The organism is Streptomyces sp. SCSIO ZS0520 (genome assembly GCF_025643355.1).
Taxonomy (GTDB): Bacteria; Actinomycetota; Actinomycetes; order Streptomycetales; family Streptomycetaceae; genus Streptomyces; species Streptomyces physcomitrii.
In genome coordinates this window covers 1,124,539-1,140,311 of the sequence record NZ_CP092644.1, presented here as the reverse complement: position 1 = coordinate 1,140,311, position 15,773 = coordinate 1,124,539, and the positions used below count along the sequence as shown (strand labels likewise).

Annotated in this window: 10 protein-coding genes; 9 read left to right on the top strand and 1 reads right to left on the bottom strand. The window is 74.4% G+C overall.

Annotated elements, in window-relative coordinates:
- Positions 1-11: 11 nt before the first annotated feature.
- Genes MID12_RS03795 through MID12_RS03755 form a run of 9 tightly spaced genes read left to right on the top strand, consistent with a single transcriptional unit; the run spans position 12 to position 14,752 of the window.
- Positions 12-2,216: a TOMM precursor leader peptide-binding protein gene (locus MID12_RS03795; RefSeq protein ID WP_317633362.1), complete on the top strand. Its 2,205-nt coding sequence runs from the start codon at positions 12-14 to the stop codon at positions 2,214-2,216.
- Positions 2,213-4,258: a TOMM precursor leader peptide-binding protein gene (locus MID12_RS03790; protein ID WP_263164867.1), complete on the top strand. Its 2,046-nt coding sequence runs from the start codon at positions 2,213-2,215 to the stop codon at positions 4,256-4,258. The genes MID12_RS03795 and MID12_RS03790 overlap by 4 nt, the downstream gene beginning before the upstream one ends.
- A gap of 55 nt (positions 4,259-4,313) precedes the next feature.
- A complete protein-coding gene (locus MID12_RS03785) occupies positions 4,314-5,930 on the top strand; it encodes a SagB family peptide dehydrogenase (RefSeq protein WP_263164865.1) in 1,617 nt (538 codons plus the stop codon).
- A gap of 12 nt (positions 5,931-5,942) precedes the next feature.
- On the top strand, positions 5,943-8,717 hold the full coding sequence (locus MID12_RS03780; protein ID WP_263164863.1) for a lantibiotic dehydratase family protein: 2,775 nt from the start codon (positions 5,943-5,945) through the stop codon (positions 8,715-8,717).
- Complete coding sequence (locus MID12_RS03775) at positions 8,710-9,783, top strand: lantibiotic dehydratase C-terminal domain-containing protein (RefSeq protein ID WP_040246700.1); 1,074 nt, start codon at positions 8,710-8,712, stop codon at positions 9,781-9,783. The genes MID12_RS03780 and MID12_RS03775 overlap by 8 nt, the downstream gene beginning before the upstream one ends.
- Positions 9,780-10,895 (top strand): peptidase M50, encoded by a 1,116-nt coding sequence (locus MID12_RS03770; RefSeq protein ID WP_040246698.1) that lies wholly within the window; start codon positions 9,780-9,782, stop codon positions 10,893-10,895. Before MID12_RS03775 ends, MID12_RS03770 begins: the two co-directional genes overlap by 4 nt.
- A gap of 58 nt (positions 10,896-10,953) precedes the next feature.
- Complete coding sequence (locus MID12_RS03765) at positions 10,954-11,937, top strand: ABC transporter ATP-binding protein (protein ID WP_052482092.1); 984 nt, start codon at positions 10,954-10,956, stop codon at positions 11,935-11,937.
- Positions 11,934-12,689, top strand: coding sequence for an ABC transporter permease (locus MID12_RS03760; protein WP_040246697.1), 756 nt, complete (start codon positions 11,934-11,936; stop codon positions 12,687-12,689). The genes MID12_RS03765 and MID12_RS03760 overlap by 4 nt, the downstream gene beginning before the upstream one ends.
- Positions 12,686-14,752 (top strand): TOMM precursor leader peptide-binding protein, encoded by a 2,067-nt coding sequence (locus tag MID12_RS03755; protein WP_263164859.1) that lies wholly within the window; start codon positions 12,686-12,688, stop codon positions 14,750-14,752. The genes MID12_RS03760 and MID12_RS03755 overlap by 4 nt, the downstream gene beginning before the upstream one ends.
- A gap of 79 nt (positions 14,753-14,831) precedes the next feature.
- Here the strand turns inward: MID12_RS03755 and MID12_RS03750 are convergent, their stop codons facing one another.
- Complete coding sequence (locus MID12_RS03750; RefSeq protein ID WP_040246696.1) at positions 14,832-15,698, bottom strand: fumarylacetoacetate hydrolase; 867 nt, start codon at positions 15,696-15,698, stop codon at positions 14,832-14,834.
- Between the last annotated feature and the right edge of the window lie 75 nt (positions 15,699-15,773).

Sequence of the window (15,773 nt, the reverse complement as noted above, 5' to 3'; positions counted from 1 at the left end):
GGTGTCCACTCATGGCCTCAGCCAGCTACGAAGCCGTCGCCGCGACCCGGCCGCGCATCCGCCGGGACGTGCTCTTCACCGAGACACCGGAGGGCGTGCTCTTCCACAACGCCGACGGCGGCTTCCGGCTCAACGCGAAGTCCGCCTACCGCTTCGCCACCCTCATCGTCCCGCATCTGACCGGCGAGAACTCCGTCGCCCAGCTCTGCGAAGGACTGGGCGAGGCACAGCGCGCCATGGTCGGCGAACTCGTCCGGACGCTCTACGACCGGGACTTCGCCCGCGATGTCCCCGCCCGGGACCCGGACGCGGCGAAGACCCCGCTCCCCGCGGACGTGGCCCGCCGCTACGGCCCGCAGATCGCCTACGCCGACCACTACGCCGACGACGCCGAGGCCCGCTTCGCCCGCTTCCGGGACACCCGCGTCGCCGTGCTCGGACAGGACCTGGTCGCCGAGTGGGCGGTGCGCAGCCTGGTCCGCAACGGCTGCGCCACCATCGGCACCGACCCCGCTCTCGACCTCGCCGCGGCCGAGGCCGACGCCGCCGAGGCGCAGGCCGACGGCTGCCCCGTACAGCTCCTGCCGCTGCCCGGCGAGGGCGCCGCGCACCCCGCCTCCTGGACCGGACTCGACGGCTGGGACGTCGTCCTGGTCACCGGGGAGACCGCGCCCGCCCGGGTCGCCGCCCTGCTGCAGGCCGGGGTGCCCGAGGGGCGGCGGCTGCTCGCCGCCTGGTCCTTCGGCAAGGACACCGTGGTCGGCCCGCTGATGAGCCACGGCTCGACGGGCTGCTGGTCCTGCGCGGCCCTCCGGCTCGGCTCCAACGGCGACCGGGGCGCCGCCGCCGACCTGTGGAGCGCCCTGGCCGTCCCCGGCAGCGCGCCGCACGGTGCCGTCCCCGGCCGCCCGCTCGCCGCGATGACCGGCAACCTCCTCGGCTACGAGGTCTTCCGGCTGACCTCGGGCGCCCTGCCGCCGGAGACCGAGGGCCGGCTCGTCGTCCAGGACACCGAGTCCCTGGACGTCACCGCCGAGCCGCTGCTGCCGCACCCGCGCTGCCCGTACTGCGCCGAACCCGAGCCGGTCCCCGCCGCCGACCTCACCACCGCGGACGCCGCGAGCGGCCCCGCGCTGCCCACCCTGGAGACCGCCCGGGAGGCCGAGGAACTCGTCGAGGAGCTGAACTCCCGTACCGTGCTCGTGCGTTCGCGGGCCGGGGTCTTCAAGCGCTTCGCCGACGAACCGCTCACCCAGATCCCGCTGAAGACCGGCGCCGTCGAACTCGGCCTCGGACACGGGCCGAGCCGCACCGTCGCCGCCTTCGACATCCACCATGTCGCCGGGGCCCGGCTGCGCGCCCTGGACGCCGCGGCCCGCGTCTACGCCGAACACGTGGTGCCGGCCCGGGACCTGGTCGGCGCCGCCGCGGCCGGCACCCTGGTCGACCCCGGCTCCCTGGTGCTGGCCAGCGGAATCGCCACCGGCGGACAGGTGCGCTACCTGCCCGCGATCTCGCTGGTCACCAAGGAGCCCGCGCTGGTCCCCGCGGGCGCGGTGCGCCCCTTCGGCCCCGACAACGAGGACCGCCGCTTCGAGCGCAGCTCCGCGGGTACCGGCGCGGGCCAGGACCCGGCCGAGGCCGCCGTGCGCGGGCTGCTCTCCGCCCTCGGCCACGACGCCCTGCTGCGCGCCGTCCGGGGCGCCGCCGCCTCCCGGGTCCCGCTGCCCGAGCCGGACGCTGCCGACGGACCGGACGGCCAGGACGCCGAACTGCTCTTCCTGGTCCGCTCCGCCGCCCGGCTCGGCATCGAGGCCGAACTGCTCGACCTCGGCGAGGAGGACCGCAGCGGAGTGAGCGTGCTGCTCGCCCGGCACGGCGAGCACTGGGCCCTCGGCAGCGAGAGCGACCGGCGCACCGCGGCCGTCGCCGCCCTGCGCGAACTGCTCGGCGCCGCCCAGTACGCGGCCGACGAGGCGGGCGGCCCGGTCGACACCGGCGACCCGCTGCTGCGCGACCTCGACGCCCGCACCCTCACCGTCTCGGGCACCGCCCCGCAGGCGGACCGGGGCACACCCCTCGCCTGGACCGAGGTCCTGGACCGGCTGCGCGCCGCGGGCCGAGACGCCTACGCCGCCGCCACCGGCTCCTCGGACCTGCGCGCGGCGGGCATCCACACCGTACGGGTGCTGCTCGGCGCGGAAGCCGCCCGGTGAGCGCGCCCACCCTCAAGGCCGCCCCGCCGGGCCTGACCCGGCTGGGCGAGCTGGGCGACTTCCCCGCCCGAGTCGACCGCGCGCTACGGGACTTCGGCGGCCCGGCGGTCCGCCTCGCCGCGCTCGGCTTCACGGACGCCTTCCAGGAGGACGCGAAGGAGGACGCCGGGAACGCCGTCCCGGGCGGCTCCGGAGCCGCCCTCCCAGACGCCCTTGAGGCGGACCGCGAAGGCGCCGCCCGCACCGAGGACGCGCTCCTCCTCGGCGGCCCGGTCACCGGATCGGCGCCGCTGCCGGTCTGGCTCTACGGGCGCCACGCGGTGCTCGGCCCGGTCACCGCCGAGGGCGCGCCCGGCTGCGCCCGCTGCCTGGAACGCCGGTGGCAGGCGGTGCGCTCGGTCGCCCTGCGCGACGCCCTCGAACTGGGCGGCGGCACCCGCACCGCGGGTCCCTGGCCCTTCGCCACGCCGCTGGTCGCCGACACCCTCGCGGCCCTCGCCTGCGCGGTGGCCCGAGGCCCGTTGCCCGAGGGCCCGTTCGCGGAGATCCGGCTGCTCGACCTGGCCTCGCTCGCGGTGCGCCGCTATCCGCTGGTGCCCGACCCCGAGTGCCCGCGCTGCGGCGTCCGGGAGCAGGACACCGCCGAGGCGGCCCGGCCCCCGGGCGAGCCCTCGCCCAAGCACAGGACCGGCACCTTCCGCACCCGCGCCCTGGAGTCGTACCGACTGCCGGTGGCGGCCTTCGCCAACCCGGTCTGCGGGGCGCTCGGCCCCTCCCTGGTGCAGGACGTCTCCTCCACCTCCACCTCGGCCACCATCGGCTGCTTCTCGATGCGCTCCGGCGAGTACCTGCGGGAGACCTTCTGGGGCGGGCACACCAACTCCTTCACCCGCAGCGCCCGCGTCGGCGTCCTCGAAGGGCTGGAACGGTACGCGGGGATGCGCGCCCGCGGGCGCGCCCTCACCGTTCGCGGCAGCCTGAACGAGCTCCGCGCGCAGGCCGTGGACCCGCGCCAAGTCGGCCTGTACGCACCGGAGTTCTACCGGGACAACCCGCGGGTGCGCCCCTTCGACCCGGACCGGGAGATCCCCTGGGTATGGGGCTGGTCGCTGCGCGACGGCGAACCCCGCCTGGTGCCCGAGATCCTGACGTACTATCACGCGCCGGGCCTGGAGAACCGGTTCGTGCAGGAGAGCTCCAACGGCTGCGCCTCCGGCGGAAGTTGGGCGGAGGCCGCCTACTTCGGCCTGATGGAGGTCGTGGAGCGGGACGCCTTCCTGCTCACCTGGTACGGGCAGCAGCCGCTGCCGGAGATCGACCCGGCGAGCAGCACCAGGCCCGCCACCCGCGCCATGGTCGACCGGCTCGCCATGTACGGCTACCGGGCCCGCTTCTTCGACACCCGGATCTCCTTCCCGGTGCCGGTGGTGACCGCCGTCGCCGAACGCTTCGACGGCGGCCCCGGCCGGATGTGCTTCGGCGCCGGAGCCGGGCTCGACCCCGAGTCCGCCCTCGACTCCGCGCTCTGCGAGATCGCCACCGACGCGGTGAACCTCCAGGACCGCACGGTGCGCGACGAGGACCGGCTGCGCGCCATGGCCGCCGACTTCGACCAGGTCACCGCGCTGCACGACCACCCGCTCGTCTACGGCGTCCCGGAGATGGGCCGGTACGCCGACTTCCTGCTCCGGGCCCCGGGCCCCGCACCGGACCCGCGCCCACTCGCCGACCTCGCCTGGCCGGACGACCGGGGCCGCCACGCCGCACCGGACCTGGGCGAGGACCTGGCCCGCTGCGTCGGCGCAGTGGCGGAGCGGGGCTTCGACGTGGTGGTCGTCGACCAGAGCCTGCCCGAGCAGCGACGGCTCGGCCTGCACACCGTCTCGGTGCTCGTGCCGGGGCTGCTCCCGATCGACTTCGGCTGGTCCCGGCAGCGGGCCCGCACCATGCCCCGGATGCGTACCGCCCTGCACGAGGCGGGCCTGAGGGACCGGGAGCTGCTGCCCGAGGACCTCAACCCCGCACCGCACCCCTTCCCCTGACCGCCCGCCGGTCGTGCCCCGCAGAGCCCCAGAGAGCCGCAGAGAGGAGGACCCCATGGGTGTTGCCCATGAGTACGCCAAGGACATCATGTGGCGCAGCCGGGTCCCGATGGAGCCCGTCGACTTCGTGCCGAACTGGGCGGACCGCCCCCGCAAGAACAAGTTCTATCCCGGGACCGAGACCTTCCCGCTGCCCCAGAGCCCGGCCGAGGCGGCGGAGGCGGACATCGCCGCCGGCTGCCTGCCCGGGCCCGGGGGCGCCGCGGACGGCGCCGCGTTCACCCTGCCGCTGCTCGCGGGCATGCTCCAGGACTCCTACGGGCTCGTCGACCGCCGGCTCGGCGTGCAGGCCAACACCGACCTCGCCGGGCTGCCGCACGCGACCCACGCCAACTTCTCCCGGGGCACGGCCTCCGGCGGCGGCCTCTACCCGGTCAGCGTCTACTGGGCCGCGGGCTCCAGCGGGCCGCTGACGCCCGGCCTGTACCACTACTCGCCGTCCCAGCACGCGGTGAACAGGCTCCTCACCGGCGATGTGACCGGCGAGGTCAGGGCCGTCCTCGGGGAGGGCGCCGAGGGCGCCGACACCGACCAGTTCCTCATCCTCGGCATCAAGTACTGGCAGAACGCCTTCAAGTACAACAACTTCTCCTTCCACGTGGTCAGCATGGACCTCGGCACCGTGGTGCAGACCTGGCGGATGTGGGCACGGCCGCTGGGCCTGCGGATCGCGCCCGCCCTCTGGTTCGACGAGGAGCGCCTGTCCCGGCTGCTCGGGGTGGACCGCCCCGAGAACCCGGCGGACGAGGCCGAGGAGGGCATCTTCGCCGTCGTGCCGCTGTCCTGGGAGGGCTCCCGGCCGCCCGGCCCCGCGCCCCGCCCGGCCCCGGTCGTGCGGCACCGGGATGTCACGGCCTCCCGCACCCTGCTCTCCTTCGACACCCTGCAGAAGGTCCACCGGGCCACCGCCGAGCACGCCACCGAGCGCCCCGCCCCGGGCACCCTGGCGGCGGCGGCCGCCGTCCTGCCCGTCCGGGGCGAGGGCCAACTCGCCCTGCCCGCACCTGAGTTGCCGAAGGCCTCGGTCTCCGAGGTGCTGCGCGCCCGGCGCAGCAGCTTCGGCCGCTTCGACGCGCGCCGGCCCCTGACGGCGGTCCAGCTCGCCTCCACCCTCGCCGCCTGCGCCGCCACCTCGCTCGGCAGCGACGCCGAGGAACCCGGCGGCACCGCCCTGACCCGGCTCTACGCCTTCGTCAACCACGTCGAGGGACTGGAGCCCGGCGCCTACGCCTACGACCCGGAGGCCCACGCGCTCAAGCTGGTGACCCCCGGCTCCTCGGGCGCCTTCCTCCAGCGCAACTACTTCCTCTCGAACTACAACCTGGAACAGGCGGGCGCCGTCCTGGTGCCCACGGTCCGCACCACCGCCGTCCTCGACGCGGTCGGCGACCGGGGATACCGGCTGGTCGCCGGGACCGTCGGCGCCGTCTCGCAGACCTTCTACACCGCGGCCTCCGCGCTCGGCCTCGGTGCGGGCGTCGCCCTCGGCTTCGACAACATCTCCTACGTCGAGGAACTCGGGCTCCAGGACGGGGACGAGGCCCCGCTGCTGATCATGCTGCTCGGCAACGAACGGCCCCGGCCCGCCGAATTCCGCCACGAAATCGCCTGAGAGGAACGAAAGATGAGTTCCCCGACCTCCGCGACGCCCCGGCCCGCCGAGAGCGCGCCCGGCGACGCCGACTGGCACCTGGGCCGCCGCTTCATGCTGCGCGTCGCCGGACTCCCGGCGGCCGCCGCCGACGGCCTGCGCTGCGCGGACGCCCACCGCTGGGCCGAGGACGTCCTCGCCGCCGAGGAAGCCCTCGCCGCCGGTGCCGAGCCCCTGAGCGACCTGCTGCACCAAGCGGTCGGCGCGACCGACACCGACTCGGAGGAGGGCGCCGCCCAGCGCCGTGAACTGCTCGCGCTGCGCCGCCGGATACACAACAACCGGCTGCCCGCCGACCCGGCCCGCGCCGTCCACCTCCTCTCCGTCGTGCACCCCGCCGCCACCGCGCCCGTCCGCGCCTGGATCGAGGGACGCCGGAAGCTGGACCGCCTGCGCGCCGAAGGCGCCCCCCTGCTCGGCACCGAACTCGCCGCCGCCCGGGCCGTCCTGCGCGAGCTGCTCAGCGACCCCCGGCTGCGGCGCGGCCTGCTGCTCGCCTCGCCCGTACTGGAGGGGCAGCTCGACGGCTATCTGCGGTCCGGGGAGCGGGCGCCCAACGGGCGGATGCGCAAGATGGAGCGCTCGGTGCTCCAGTACCTGTACCGCACCGCCCTGAAGACCAGCCCCTTCAGCACGCTCACCGGGGTCGCCACCGGCCTCTTCACCGAGGAGCCGCGGGACGGCGCGGGCGCGGCCGAGGTGCGCATCGAGGAGGAGTGGACCAGCCACGTCCGCCTCAACGTCGTGGTCCTGGCCCGGCTCGCCGAACTCCTGCTCGCCCGGCCCGAGTACCGCCGCGACCTGCCGCTGCGGCTCGCCTCCGGCTGGGGCCGCGACGACGACCGGGTCCGCTATGTGCGGCGCTGGGTCACCGCCGGCGACGACTCGGCCGCGATGACCTTCGACGCCGTCAAGGACCGGCTCTTCTTCCTGCGCCGCAGCGGCACCCTCGACCGGCTGCTCGGCCTCTTCGGCGAGCGCACCGAGGTGCGCCACCACGAGCTCGCCGACTGGCTCGCCGAGGAGCACGGCGCCGACGCCGAGGGCTGCGAGGCCTATGTCGCGGCCCTGCTCCAGCTCGGCATGGTGCGGGTGCCCCTGCTCGACACCGACGTGCACAGCGGCGAACCGCTGCGCACCTTCCAGGAGGCGCTCACCGGCCTCGGCACCGACTGGTCCGTCCGGCTCGCCGGGCTGCTCGACGAGCCCGCCGAGGCGATGGCCCGCTACCCGAAGGCCGACCACACCGAGCGGGCGGCCCTGCTGCGCACGCTGCGCGCCGCCCTCGGCCGCGTCCAGCGGGAACTCGGCGCCGCCGAGGACACCCCGCTCCCGCAGACCCTGCTCTACGAGGACGTCACCGCGGGCGCCGACCTGCACTGCCCGCCGCCCGCCTGGGCGCACGGGGACGGCGGCAGCCTGCGGCGGGTCGAGGGCGTCCTGCCCGCCTTCGACGTGACCCTGCCCCAGCGCATCACCTTCGAGGGCTTCTTCACCGCCCGCTACGGGTCCGGCGGCCGCTGCGAGGACCTGCTCGGCCTGGTGCACGACTTCCACGAGGACTTCTTCGACCAGTACCTGTCCTTCACCTCAGGGCGCAGCGCGATCGGCCCCGACGGCGAGTACGTCCCGGAGGAGAACTGGCTCGGCCTGCCCGGCATCAAGGCCGTCGACAGCGCCCGCCGGACCTTCATCGACCGGATGCGCGCCGCCTGGTCCGGCCACGATCCGCGGCAGGGCGAACTCCGCCTCGACTCCGCCGACCTCGCCGAGGTCGCCGCCGAGATCACCCCCCTCACCTCGGGCTTCGCCCCCCGGTGCCACCACCTCCAGCTCGTCCGCGACCCGGCCACCGGCACCGAGCTGACGGTGCTCAACCGCTCCTACGGCGGCCTCTCCTTCCCCTTCAGCCGCTTCACCCAGGCCTTCGACGGCGAGGGCACCGCCTTCTCCGAGGAACTGCGGGCGACCGCGAGCCGCGTCACCCCGCCCGGAGCCGTCCTGGCCGAGGTCACGGGCGGCCCCGTCACCACCAACCTCAACCTGCACGGCCGCCTGACGGACTACCAGATCGTCTGCCCCGGCGAGACCGCCAGCGTCCCCGAGGACCACCAGCTCCACCTGGACGACCTCTACGCCGAGCACGACCCCGGCGAGGACCGCGTCCTGCTGCGCTCCAAGCGGCTGGGCACCGAGGTGGTCCCCGTCTACCTCGGCTACCTCGTCCCGCTCGCGCTGCCCGCCATCTCGCGCACCCTGCTGCTGCTCTCCCCGTCCTCGATGTCCCCGCTCGACGTGTGGGCCGGGGTCCCCGAGGGCGCCGAGCGCCACGGCGTGACCACCCGGCCCCGGGTCGTGCACGAGGACATCGTGCTCAGCCGCCGGAGCTGGACCACCACGGCCGGCCGGCTCCCCGCCCCGGCCGCCGGCACCGGCGAGGCGGACCACTTCCTCGACTGGCAGCGCTGGCGGCACGCCCACGGACTGCCGGACGAGGTCTTCGCCACCGTCTCGGCGGGACCGGGACCGCTCGGAGTCAAACCGCAGTACGTGGACTTCGCCAGCCCCCTGTCGCTCAGCGCCTTCGAGACGCTGCTGCGCGAGCCGGAGCACCGGGTCGTCTTCCGCGAGATGCTGCCCGGCCGCGGCGGACTGCACGTGCGCTCCGCCGCGGGCACCCACGTCGCCGAACTCGCCGTGGAAACCTTCACCACCCGCCGACACCCGAAGGGCGACCCCCATGCCTGAGCCCACCCTCCCCGCCGCCGAGGGCGTCGAACCGGGCCCCTGGCAGGCGATGCACATCTTCTACGCCGCCAACCCGCAGCCCCTCCTGGTGACCTGCGTCCGCCCCCTGATCACCGCCCTCACCGAGGAAGGCCTGATCGACGGGCACTTCTTCATCAACTACTGGCTGGAGGGTCCGCACGTCCGGCTCCGGCTGCGCCCCGCCCGGCCCGCGCTCACCGAGGAGGTGCGCCGCCGCGCCGAGGAGGCCGTGAGCGCCTTCCTGCGGACCCGGCCCGCCCTCTATCAGGTCGACTCCGGCTTCCTGAACGAGTTCTACAACGCCCTCTTCGAGATCGAGTTCCCCGAGGGCGACCGCAGCGCCTTCATGGGCCCCGACGGCCGGATGAACCTGCGCCCCAACAACTCCTACACCTGGGAGGCGTACGAGCCCGAGTACGGCAAGTACGGCGGCCCCGCCGGGATCGAGCTCGCCGAGTGGCACTTCGCGCACTCCAGCGACCTCGTCATGGAGGGACTGCGCTCCATGAACCTGCACCTGCGCACCGTCCTGCTCGGCTCCTCCGCGCAGCTGATGATGGTGATGGCCGCCGCCTTCCTGCCCGACCGCGAGAGCCTGGCCGACTTCTTCGACCGCTACTACGAGTTCTGGAACCGGGCCTTCCCCGGCACCAACTTCATCGGCTCCGAGGAGTACGACCGCCAGTACGCCGCCGCCGCGCCCGGCGTCGCCAAGCGCTTCGCCGCCGTGCGCGAGACCCTGGCCTCCGGCGAACTCGGCAAGTTGCCCGCCTTCCTGCGCGGCTGGGCCGAGCACTGCATCGAACTGCGCACCCGGGCCGCGCGGTTGGCGCGGGAGAAGAAGCTGGTCTTCCGCTTCCCGAACACCCCGCAGGACCAGGTCTTCGAGGACCCCGCCGCCGCGCTCCCGCTGCTTCTCTTCCCGTATATGCACATGACCAACAACCGGCTGCATGTGACCGTCCGCGACGAGGCCTACCTGTCCCAGCTCCTCGGCCGGGTGCTGCGGGAGCAGGAGCCCTCGGCCACGGCGGTGGCACCGTGACGCCCGTCGAACGAGGAGCTCTCACCGCCCTCAAGCCCGCGCTCAGGGACGGGATCCTGCTCTCGCCGCCCCTGCTCGACGGGGCGGCCACCGTCCACCTGGTCAAGGACCCGGTGAGCGGCTCGGCCTTCGAGGTCGGACCGAAGGAGTTCTTCCTCCTGTCCCGCCTCGACGGCCGCCGCACCCTGGAGGAGATCGGCACCGAGTACGGCAGCGCCTTCGGCCGACGGCTCGGCGAGGCCAACTGGCAGCAGCTGCTGGCCCTCCTCGGCAGCCGCCGCCTCCTCGCCGGCGCCCCGCCGGGGGCCGCACCCCAGCGGTCCGCGAAGCCGTTCAGCGGCACGCTCCTCAAGGGCACCCTGCGCATGGTCGCCGACGCGGACGCGACCACGGCCCGGCTGCACCGCGGGCTGCGCCCCCTGCTCAGCCGCTATGTCCTGCTGCCGCTCCTGCTGCTGTGCCTCGGCATGGAGGTCCTGCTCGCCACCGAGGTGCCGGTGCTCGCCGACGACACCTGGTGGCTGCTGCACCGGCCGGTCGCCCTGGCCGCCGTCGCCGCCCTCATGTGGCTGAGCACCGCCCTGCACGAACTCGCCCACGGGGTCGCGGCCCGCCAGGTCGGGGGCACCGTCAGCGAGATCGGACTGCGCTGGCGCCTGCCGGTGGCGATCATGTACTGCACCGTCGACAACTACCGCTATCTGCGGCGGCGCAGGGACCAGCTCGCCGTCGCGGCGGCGGGCGCCTTCGCCAACCTGCTGTTCCTGCTGCCCTTCTGGCTCTGGTGGACGCTGCTCGACGAGGGCGACCCGACCCGCAGGGTGCTGTCCGTGGTGCTGCTCGCCGGCAGCTTGCAGGCGCTGGTCAATCTGGTGCCGCTGCCGCCGCTGGACGGATACACGATGCTCGGCCACGCCCTGCGGGTCACCCGGCTCGCCCCGGGCAGCAGCGAGTACCTGCGGCTGCGGCTGCGCGACCGGACCCGGGCCGAGGCCTATCCGCCCCGCGCCCGCACGGTGTACACCGTCTACGGCGCCGGCTCCGCGGTCCTCGTCGTCTGCCTGCTCGCCACGGCGGTCCTCGCCGTCTGGTCCTTCGCCGCCACCCGCTGACCGACCCCCGACCCCGACACCCGCCACCACCCGAACCACACCGAGGGGCACGCCCACCATGACAGCAGCCGTCCACCACCAGCCCGTACCGCCGGCCGAGGGCGACGCGGCAATCCACGTCCGCGAGGTACGCAAGAGCTACGGGGCCCACCGGGCCGTCGACGGTGTGTCCCTGGACGTCCGGCACGGGGAGTTCTTCGGGCTGCTCGGCCCCAACGGTGCCGGCAAGACCACCCTCGTCGAGATCATGGAGGGCCTGCGCGAGGCGGACTCGGGGGAGATCACCGTGCTCGGCCAGTCGCCCTGGCCCCGCAACACGGCGCTGCTGCCGCGGATGGGTGTGCAGACGCAGTCCTCGGCCTTCTTCGTCCGCCAGACCGCCCGCGAACACCTGGTCACCGTCGCCGCCCTCTACCGGGCCGGTGCCGCGGCCGCCGACCGGAGCCTGGAGACCGTGGGCCTCGGATCGCAGCGCGACACCCTCGTCGAGAACCTCTCCGGTGGCCAGCGCCAGCGTCTGGCCATCGCCTCCGCGCTGGTCCACGGCCCCGAACTCATCTTCCTCGACGAGCCGACCGCCGCCCTCGACCCGCAGGCCCGCCGGGACCTGTGGGAGGTGCTGCGCACGCTCAAGGGCGAGGGCCGCACCATCGTCTACACCACCCACCACCTCGACGAGGCCGAGGCCCTGTGCGACCGGGTGGCGATCCTGATGGCGGGCCGGGTCCGCGCCCTGGACTCGCCGCACGAACTGGTCAGCGCCACCGGCGCCCCCTCCCGGCTGATGCTGCCCGCCGGGCGCCTCAGCCCGGAGAAGGCCGCCGAGATCCCCGGCGTCGACCGGGCCTCCGTCCAGGGCGGATCCCTCGTCCTGGAGACCGCCGCCACCGGCAAGGTCCTCCAGGCGCTCGACACCCTCACCGGCCTGGACGGCGTGATGACCCGCACGGCCACCCTCGAAGACGTCTACCTCGAACTCACCGGCGCCCCCGCGCCCGACGGTACGAGCGCGCACCACCACCCGACGGAGCAGAAGGCATGAGCGCATACACGACACTGACCGCCGCCGGATACCGCGCCGCGGTCCGCGACAAGGTGACCCTCTTCTTCACCTTCGCCTTCCCGCTGATCTTCCTCGTCGTCTTCGGCCTGATCTACAGCGACCAGGACGTCAGCGAGACCGGCCGCCCGTACATCTCCTACATCGCGCCCGGCGTCATGTCCTGGGGTGTGGCCAACGCGGCCGTCTTCGCCATCGCCTTCACGCTCATGCAGTGGCGCCGCGACGACCTGCTGCGCCTCATCCGGCTCACCCCGACGCCGGTCACCTCGGTCCTGGCCTCGCGCTATGTGCTCGCGCTCGCCATCGGCCTGGTCCAGGCGGTCTTCTTCGTCGCGGTGTCGCTGCTGCCGCTCTTCGGCCTCAGCCTCGACGCCCAGTGGCCGCTGACCCTGCCCGTCCTGCTCGCCGGCATCACCGCCTTCCTCGCGATCGGCGTGATCATCGGCTCCCGGGCCGACTCTCCCGAATCGGTCGCGGCCATGGCCAACTGCCTGATGGTGCCGATGGCCTTCCTCTCCGGCTCGTTCCTGCCGATCGACATGATGCCGTCCTGGCTCCAGACGGTCGCCAAGATCCTGCCGCTCTACTACTTCAACGACGCCGCCTCCGCCACCCTGACCGGCGACGGCGGACTCGCCGACATCGGCGTCGACTGCGCCGCGATGGCCGCCTTCGCCGTGGTCTTCGGTGCGATCGGGCTCAAGGTCTTCAGATGGAGCAACCGCACATGACAGAGGTCATCCGGCACCCGAGCACGACCGCCGCCCCCGGCACCACCGCCACCGACCGGGCCCCGGGCGCCCCCGCGGTCCCTCCCGGCGACGTCCGCGCCCCGGACGCGACCGCCCTGGAGTCGGCCCGCCGGGAGCTGTGGCACGCCTTCGCCGCGTCGCTCCCGGACGTGCCCGGGGCAGGACAGCCGGTGGGCCTCCCCACCGTGGTCACCGTCGGCGTGCACGACGCGCTCGGCCCCCGCGCGGCGGACCCCTTCGCCGCCGTCCGCCCCGGCGCCCGGGTGCACCTCACCGCGGGCGCCCTGCTCATCGGGCCCTGGGGCGGCGACGGCACCGCGCCCGCCTGCGGGCAGTGCCTGGCCATGCGCTGGCAGCGGCTGCGCTCCCGCAGCGAACGCGACGCCCTGGAGACCGGCTCCCGCCCCGCCACCAAGGCCACCACCGTCGCCCCCGACTGGCCCCGGCTGCCCGGCTACCTCCTCGACACCGCCCTCGCCCTGTACGAGGCCGTCTCCGGCGGCGGCCGGACCCCCCTCGCCCCCGGCCCGACCGCGGCCGACCGGGCGCTGCCCCAGGTCACCCGGCTCGACCTCGCCACCCTCCAGGTCCGCAGCTACCCGCTGCTCGCCGACCCGCTGTGCCCGCACTGCGGACCGCGCGGCACCGACAGCGCCGAGGCGGCCCGCTTCACCCCGGCCTCCCGCCCCAAGCCCGCCCCGGACGCGGCCCGGCTGCGCCGCGCGGCCGACTTCCCGCTGCCCTCCGACGCCCTCGCCAACCCGGTCACCGGGCTGCTCGGCGGCGGCACCTGGATCAACGTCACCTCGCCCACCACCGCCCCCGTCGCGGGCAGTGTCTTCATGCGCGGCTACGCCGGACTGACCGACGTCACCTGGAGCGGCCAGGCCAACAGCTTCACGCACAGCCGCGACCTGGCCTTCCTGGAGGGCCTGGAGCGCTACGCGGGCACCCACCGCCGCACCGGCAACACCCTGCTCACCGCCTCCTACGAGGAACTCGGCGACCGCGCCCTCGACCCGGCCTCCTGCGGCTTCTACGCCCCCGAGACCTACCGCACCGACCCGCTGGTCTCGCCCTTCGACCCGTCCCGCCCGATCCCCTGGGTGTACGGGCACTCGCTGCGCGACGACCGGCCCGTCCTGGTGCCCGCCCGGCTCGTCCACTACAGCGCGGGGCTCGCCGCCGACAACTTCGTCTTCGAGTGCTCCAACGGCTGCGCCATCGGCAGCTGCCGCGAGGAGGCCATGCTCGGCGCCCTGCTCGAACTCATCGAGCGGGACGCCTTCCTGCTCGCCTGGTACAGCGGGCTCACCCTGCCGGAGATCGACCTCGCCACCGTGGACTCGCCCGCGGTGCGCACCATGACCGACCGGGCCGCCCTCCAGGGCTACGAGGTGCACGCCTTCGACAACCGCATCGACCTCGACGTCCCGGTCGTCACCGGCCTCGCGGTCCGCAGGGACGGCGGCCCCGGTACGTACTCCTTCGGCGCGGGCGCCGCCCTCGACCCGGTCGGCGCTCTCGAGGCCGCCCTCTCGGAGGTGCTCACCTACATCCCGCACCTGCCCGGCCAGGTGGCCGGACGGCGGGCCGAACTCGACGCCATGGCCGAGGACTTCCGCCTCGTCAAGCACCTCAAGGACCACGCCCAGCTGTACGGGCTGCCGCGGATGACCGAGCACGTCGCCCCGTATCTGCGCGCCCGCAGGCACCCCGTGCCGGAGCTCTACGGCGACTGGCAGGAGCGCGGTCGCCCCCGCACCGGCGACCTCCGGGACGACCTCGGGCACCTCACCGCCGAGCTGACGGCCGCCGGGCACGATGTGCTGATGGTCGACCAGACCACCCCGGAGCAGCAGCGGATGGGCCTGCACACGGTCTGCGCCGTGGTGCCGGGACTGCTGCCCATCGACTTCGGCTGGACCCGGCAGCGCGCCCCGTACCTGCCCCGGCTGCGCACCGCGGCCCGCCGGGCGGGACTGCGCACCACGGACCTGGCCGAGGCGGAGATCCGGATGGTGCCGCACCCCTTCCCCTGACGGGCCCGGGCAGCCCTACGGCGAAGGCCGCACCCCCCGTTCGTCAGGGGGTGCGGCCTTCGCCGTGGCGGACCCGGGGTCAGCTCCAGCGCACCGTGTTGCTCAGCACCACCCCGTGGCTGGCGAAGTCCAGGGTGATCCGGTCGCCGTCGGCCATCTGGTGGCCGCCGTGGAAGCTGCTGCGGTCGGCGCCCAGGTAGACGTAGTGGATCCGGCCGGGGTGGTGCAGCGCCCGGTAGGAGAACAGCTCCGTCATGATGTCGGCGAGGCCGTAGTGCAGGGCCTTGGTTCCGGTGGTGAACTCGCCCTGGTAGGCGGCCTGTCCGCCGCGCTCGATGGTGACGGTGCCGGTGACCGACTCCGGCGGCTCGCCGAGAAAGAGGAAGGGGGAGATCCCGGCCTCGCAGAGCTTGGCGTACGAGAGGTGGCCGGCGTGCCGCTTGAAGCGGCCGATGTCGGTGAGGTCGTTGCCGAAGCCGTGGCCCAGGTAGCGGGGCTCGCCCGAGGCGTCGACCGCGTAGACGAGGACGACCTCCGCCTCCTCGCAGATCGCCAGCGAGGAGGCGGGCACGGCCAGTTCGCTGCCGGAGACGCGCAGGCCCTCGCCGAGGCTCTTGAAGAACCAGTTGGGCTGGGACTGGGTGGTGGCGTCCACCTTGACGTTGTGCGTCTGCATGAAGCCGCCGACCAGGGCGTCCCCCACCGAGTCCGGCAGCAGCGGCGGCCGGAACTCCACCCCGGCGGACTCCGTCCAGGGCACCTCCACGGCGGGCCGCCCGGCGGTCAGCGCCGCCCGGGGGTCCGCACCGGAGGCCGCGGCGTCGAGCAGGGCGGCGGACAGGTCGAGTCCGTCCAGCCGGTGCAGCCGCAGCGGTTCGCCCTCGGCGGGAATGCCGAAGCCGAAGTACCGCTCGCCCTGGTGGACGCATTCGAAGAGCACCGTCATCTTGCCGTCTCCTTGCGGGAGTTCGTACGGGAGTCGTTGCGAGTTCTTGCGCGGGCGGGGAGCCGGATCGGTCCG

Excerpts from the sequence above, each read along its gene's own strand:
- MID12_RS03795 (WP_317633362.1), top strand. The coding sequence starts at position 12 with ATGGCCTCAGCCAGCTACGAAGCCGTCGCCGCGACCCGGCCGCGCATC.
- MID12_RS03785 (WP_263164865.1), top strand. The coding sequence starts at position 4,314 with ATGGGTGTTGCCCATGAGTACGCCAAGGACATCATGTGGCGCAGCCGG.
- MID12_RS03780 (WP_263164863.1), top strand. The coding sequence starts at position 5,943 with ATGAGTTCCCCGACCTCCGCGACGCCCCGGCCCGCCGAGAGCGCGCCC.
- MID12_RS03775 (WP_040246700.1), top strand. The coding sequence starts at position 8,710 with ATGCCTGAGCCCACCCTCCCCGCCGCCGAGGGCGTCGAACCGGGCCCC.
- MID12_RS03765 (WP_052482092.1), top strand. The coding sequence starts at position 10,954 with ATGACAGCAGCCGTCCACCACCAGCCCGTACCGCCGGCCGAGGGCGAC.
- MID12_RS03760 (WP_040246697.1), top strand. The coding sequence starts at position 11,934 with ATGAGCGCATACACGACACTGACCGCCGCCGGATACCGCGCCGCGGTC.
- MID12_RS03755 (WP_263164859.1), top strand. The coding sequence starts at position 12,686 with ATGACAGAGGTCATCCGGCACCCGAGCACGACCGCCGCCCCCGGCACC.
- MID12_RS03750 (WP_040246696.1), bottom strand. The coding sequence starts at position 15,698 with ATGACGGTGCTCTTCGAATGCGTCCACCAGGGCGAGCGGTACTTCGGC.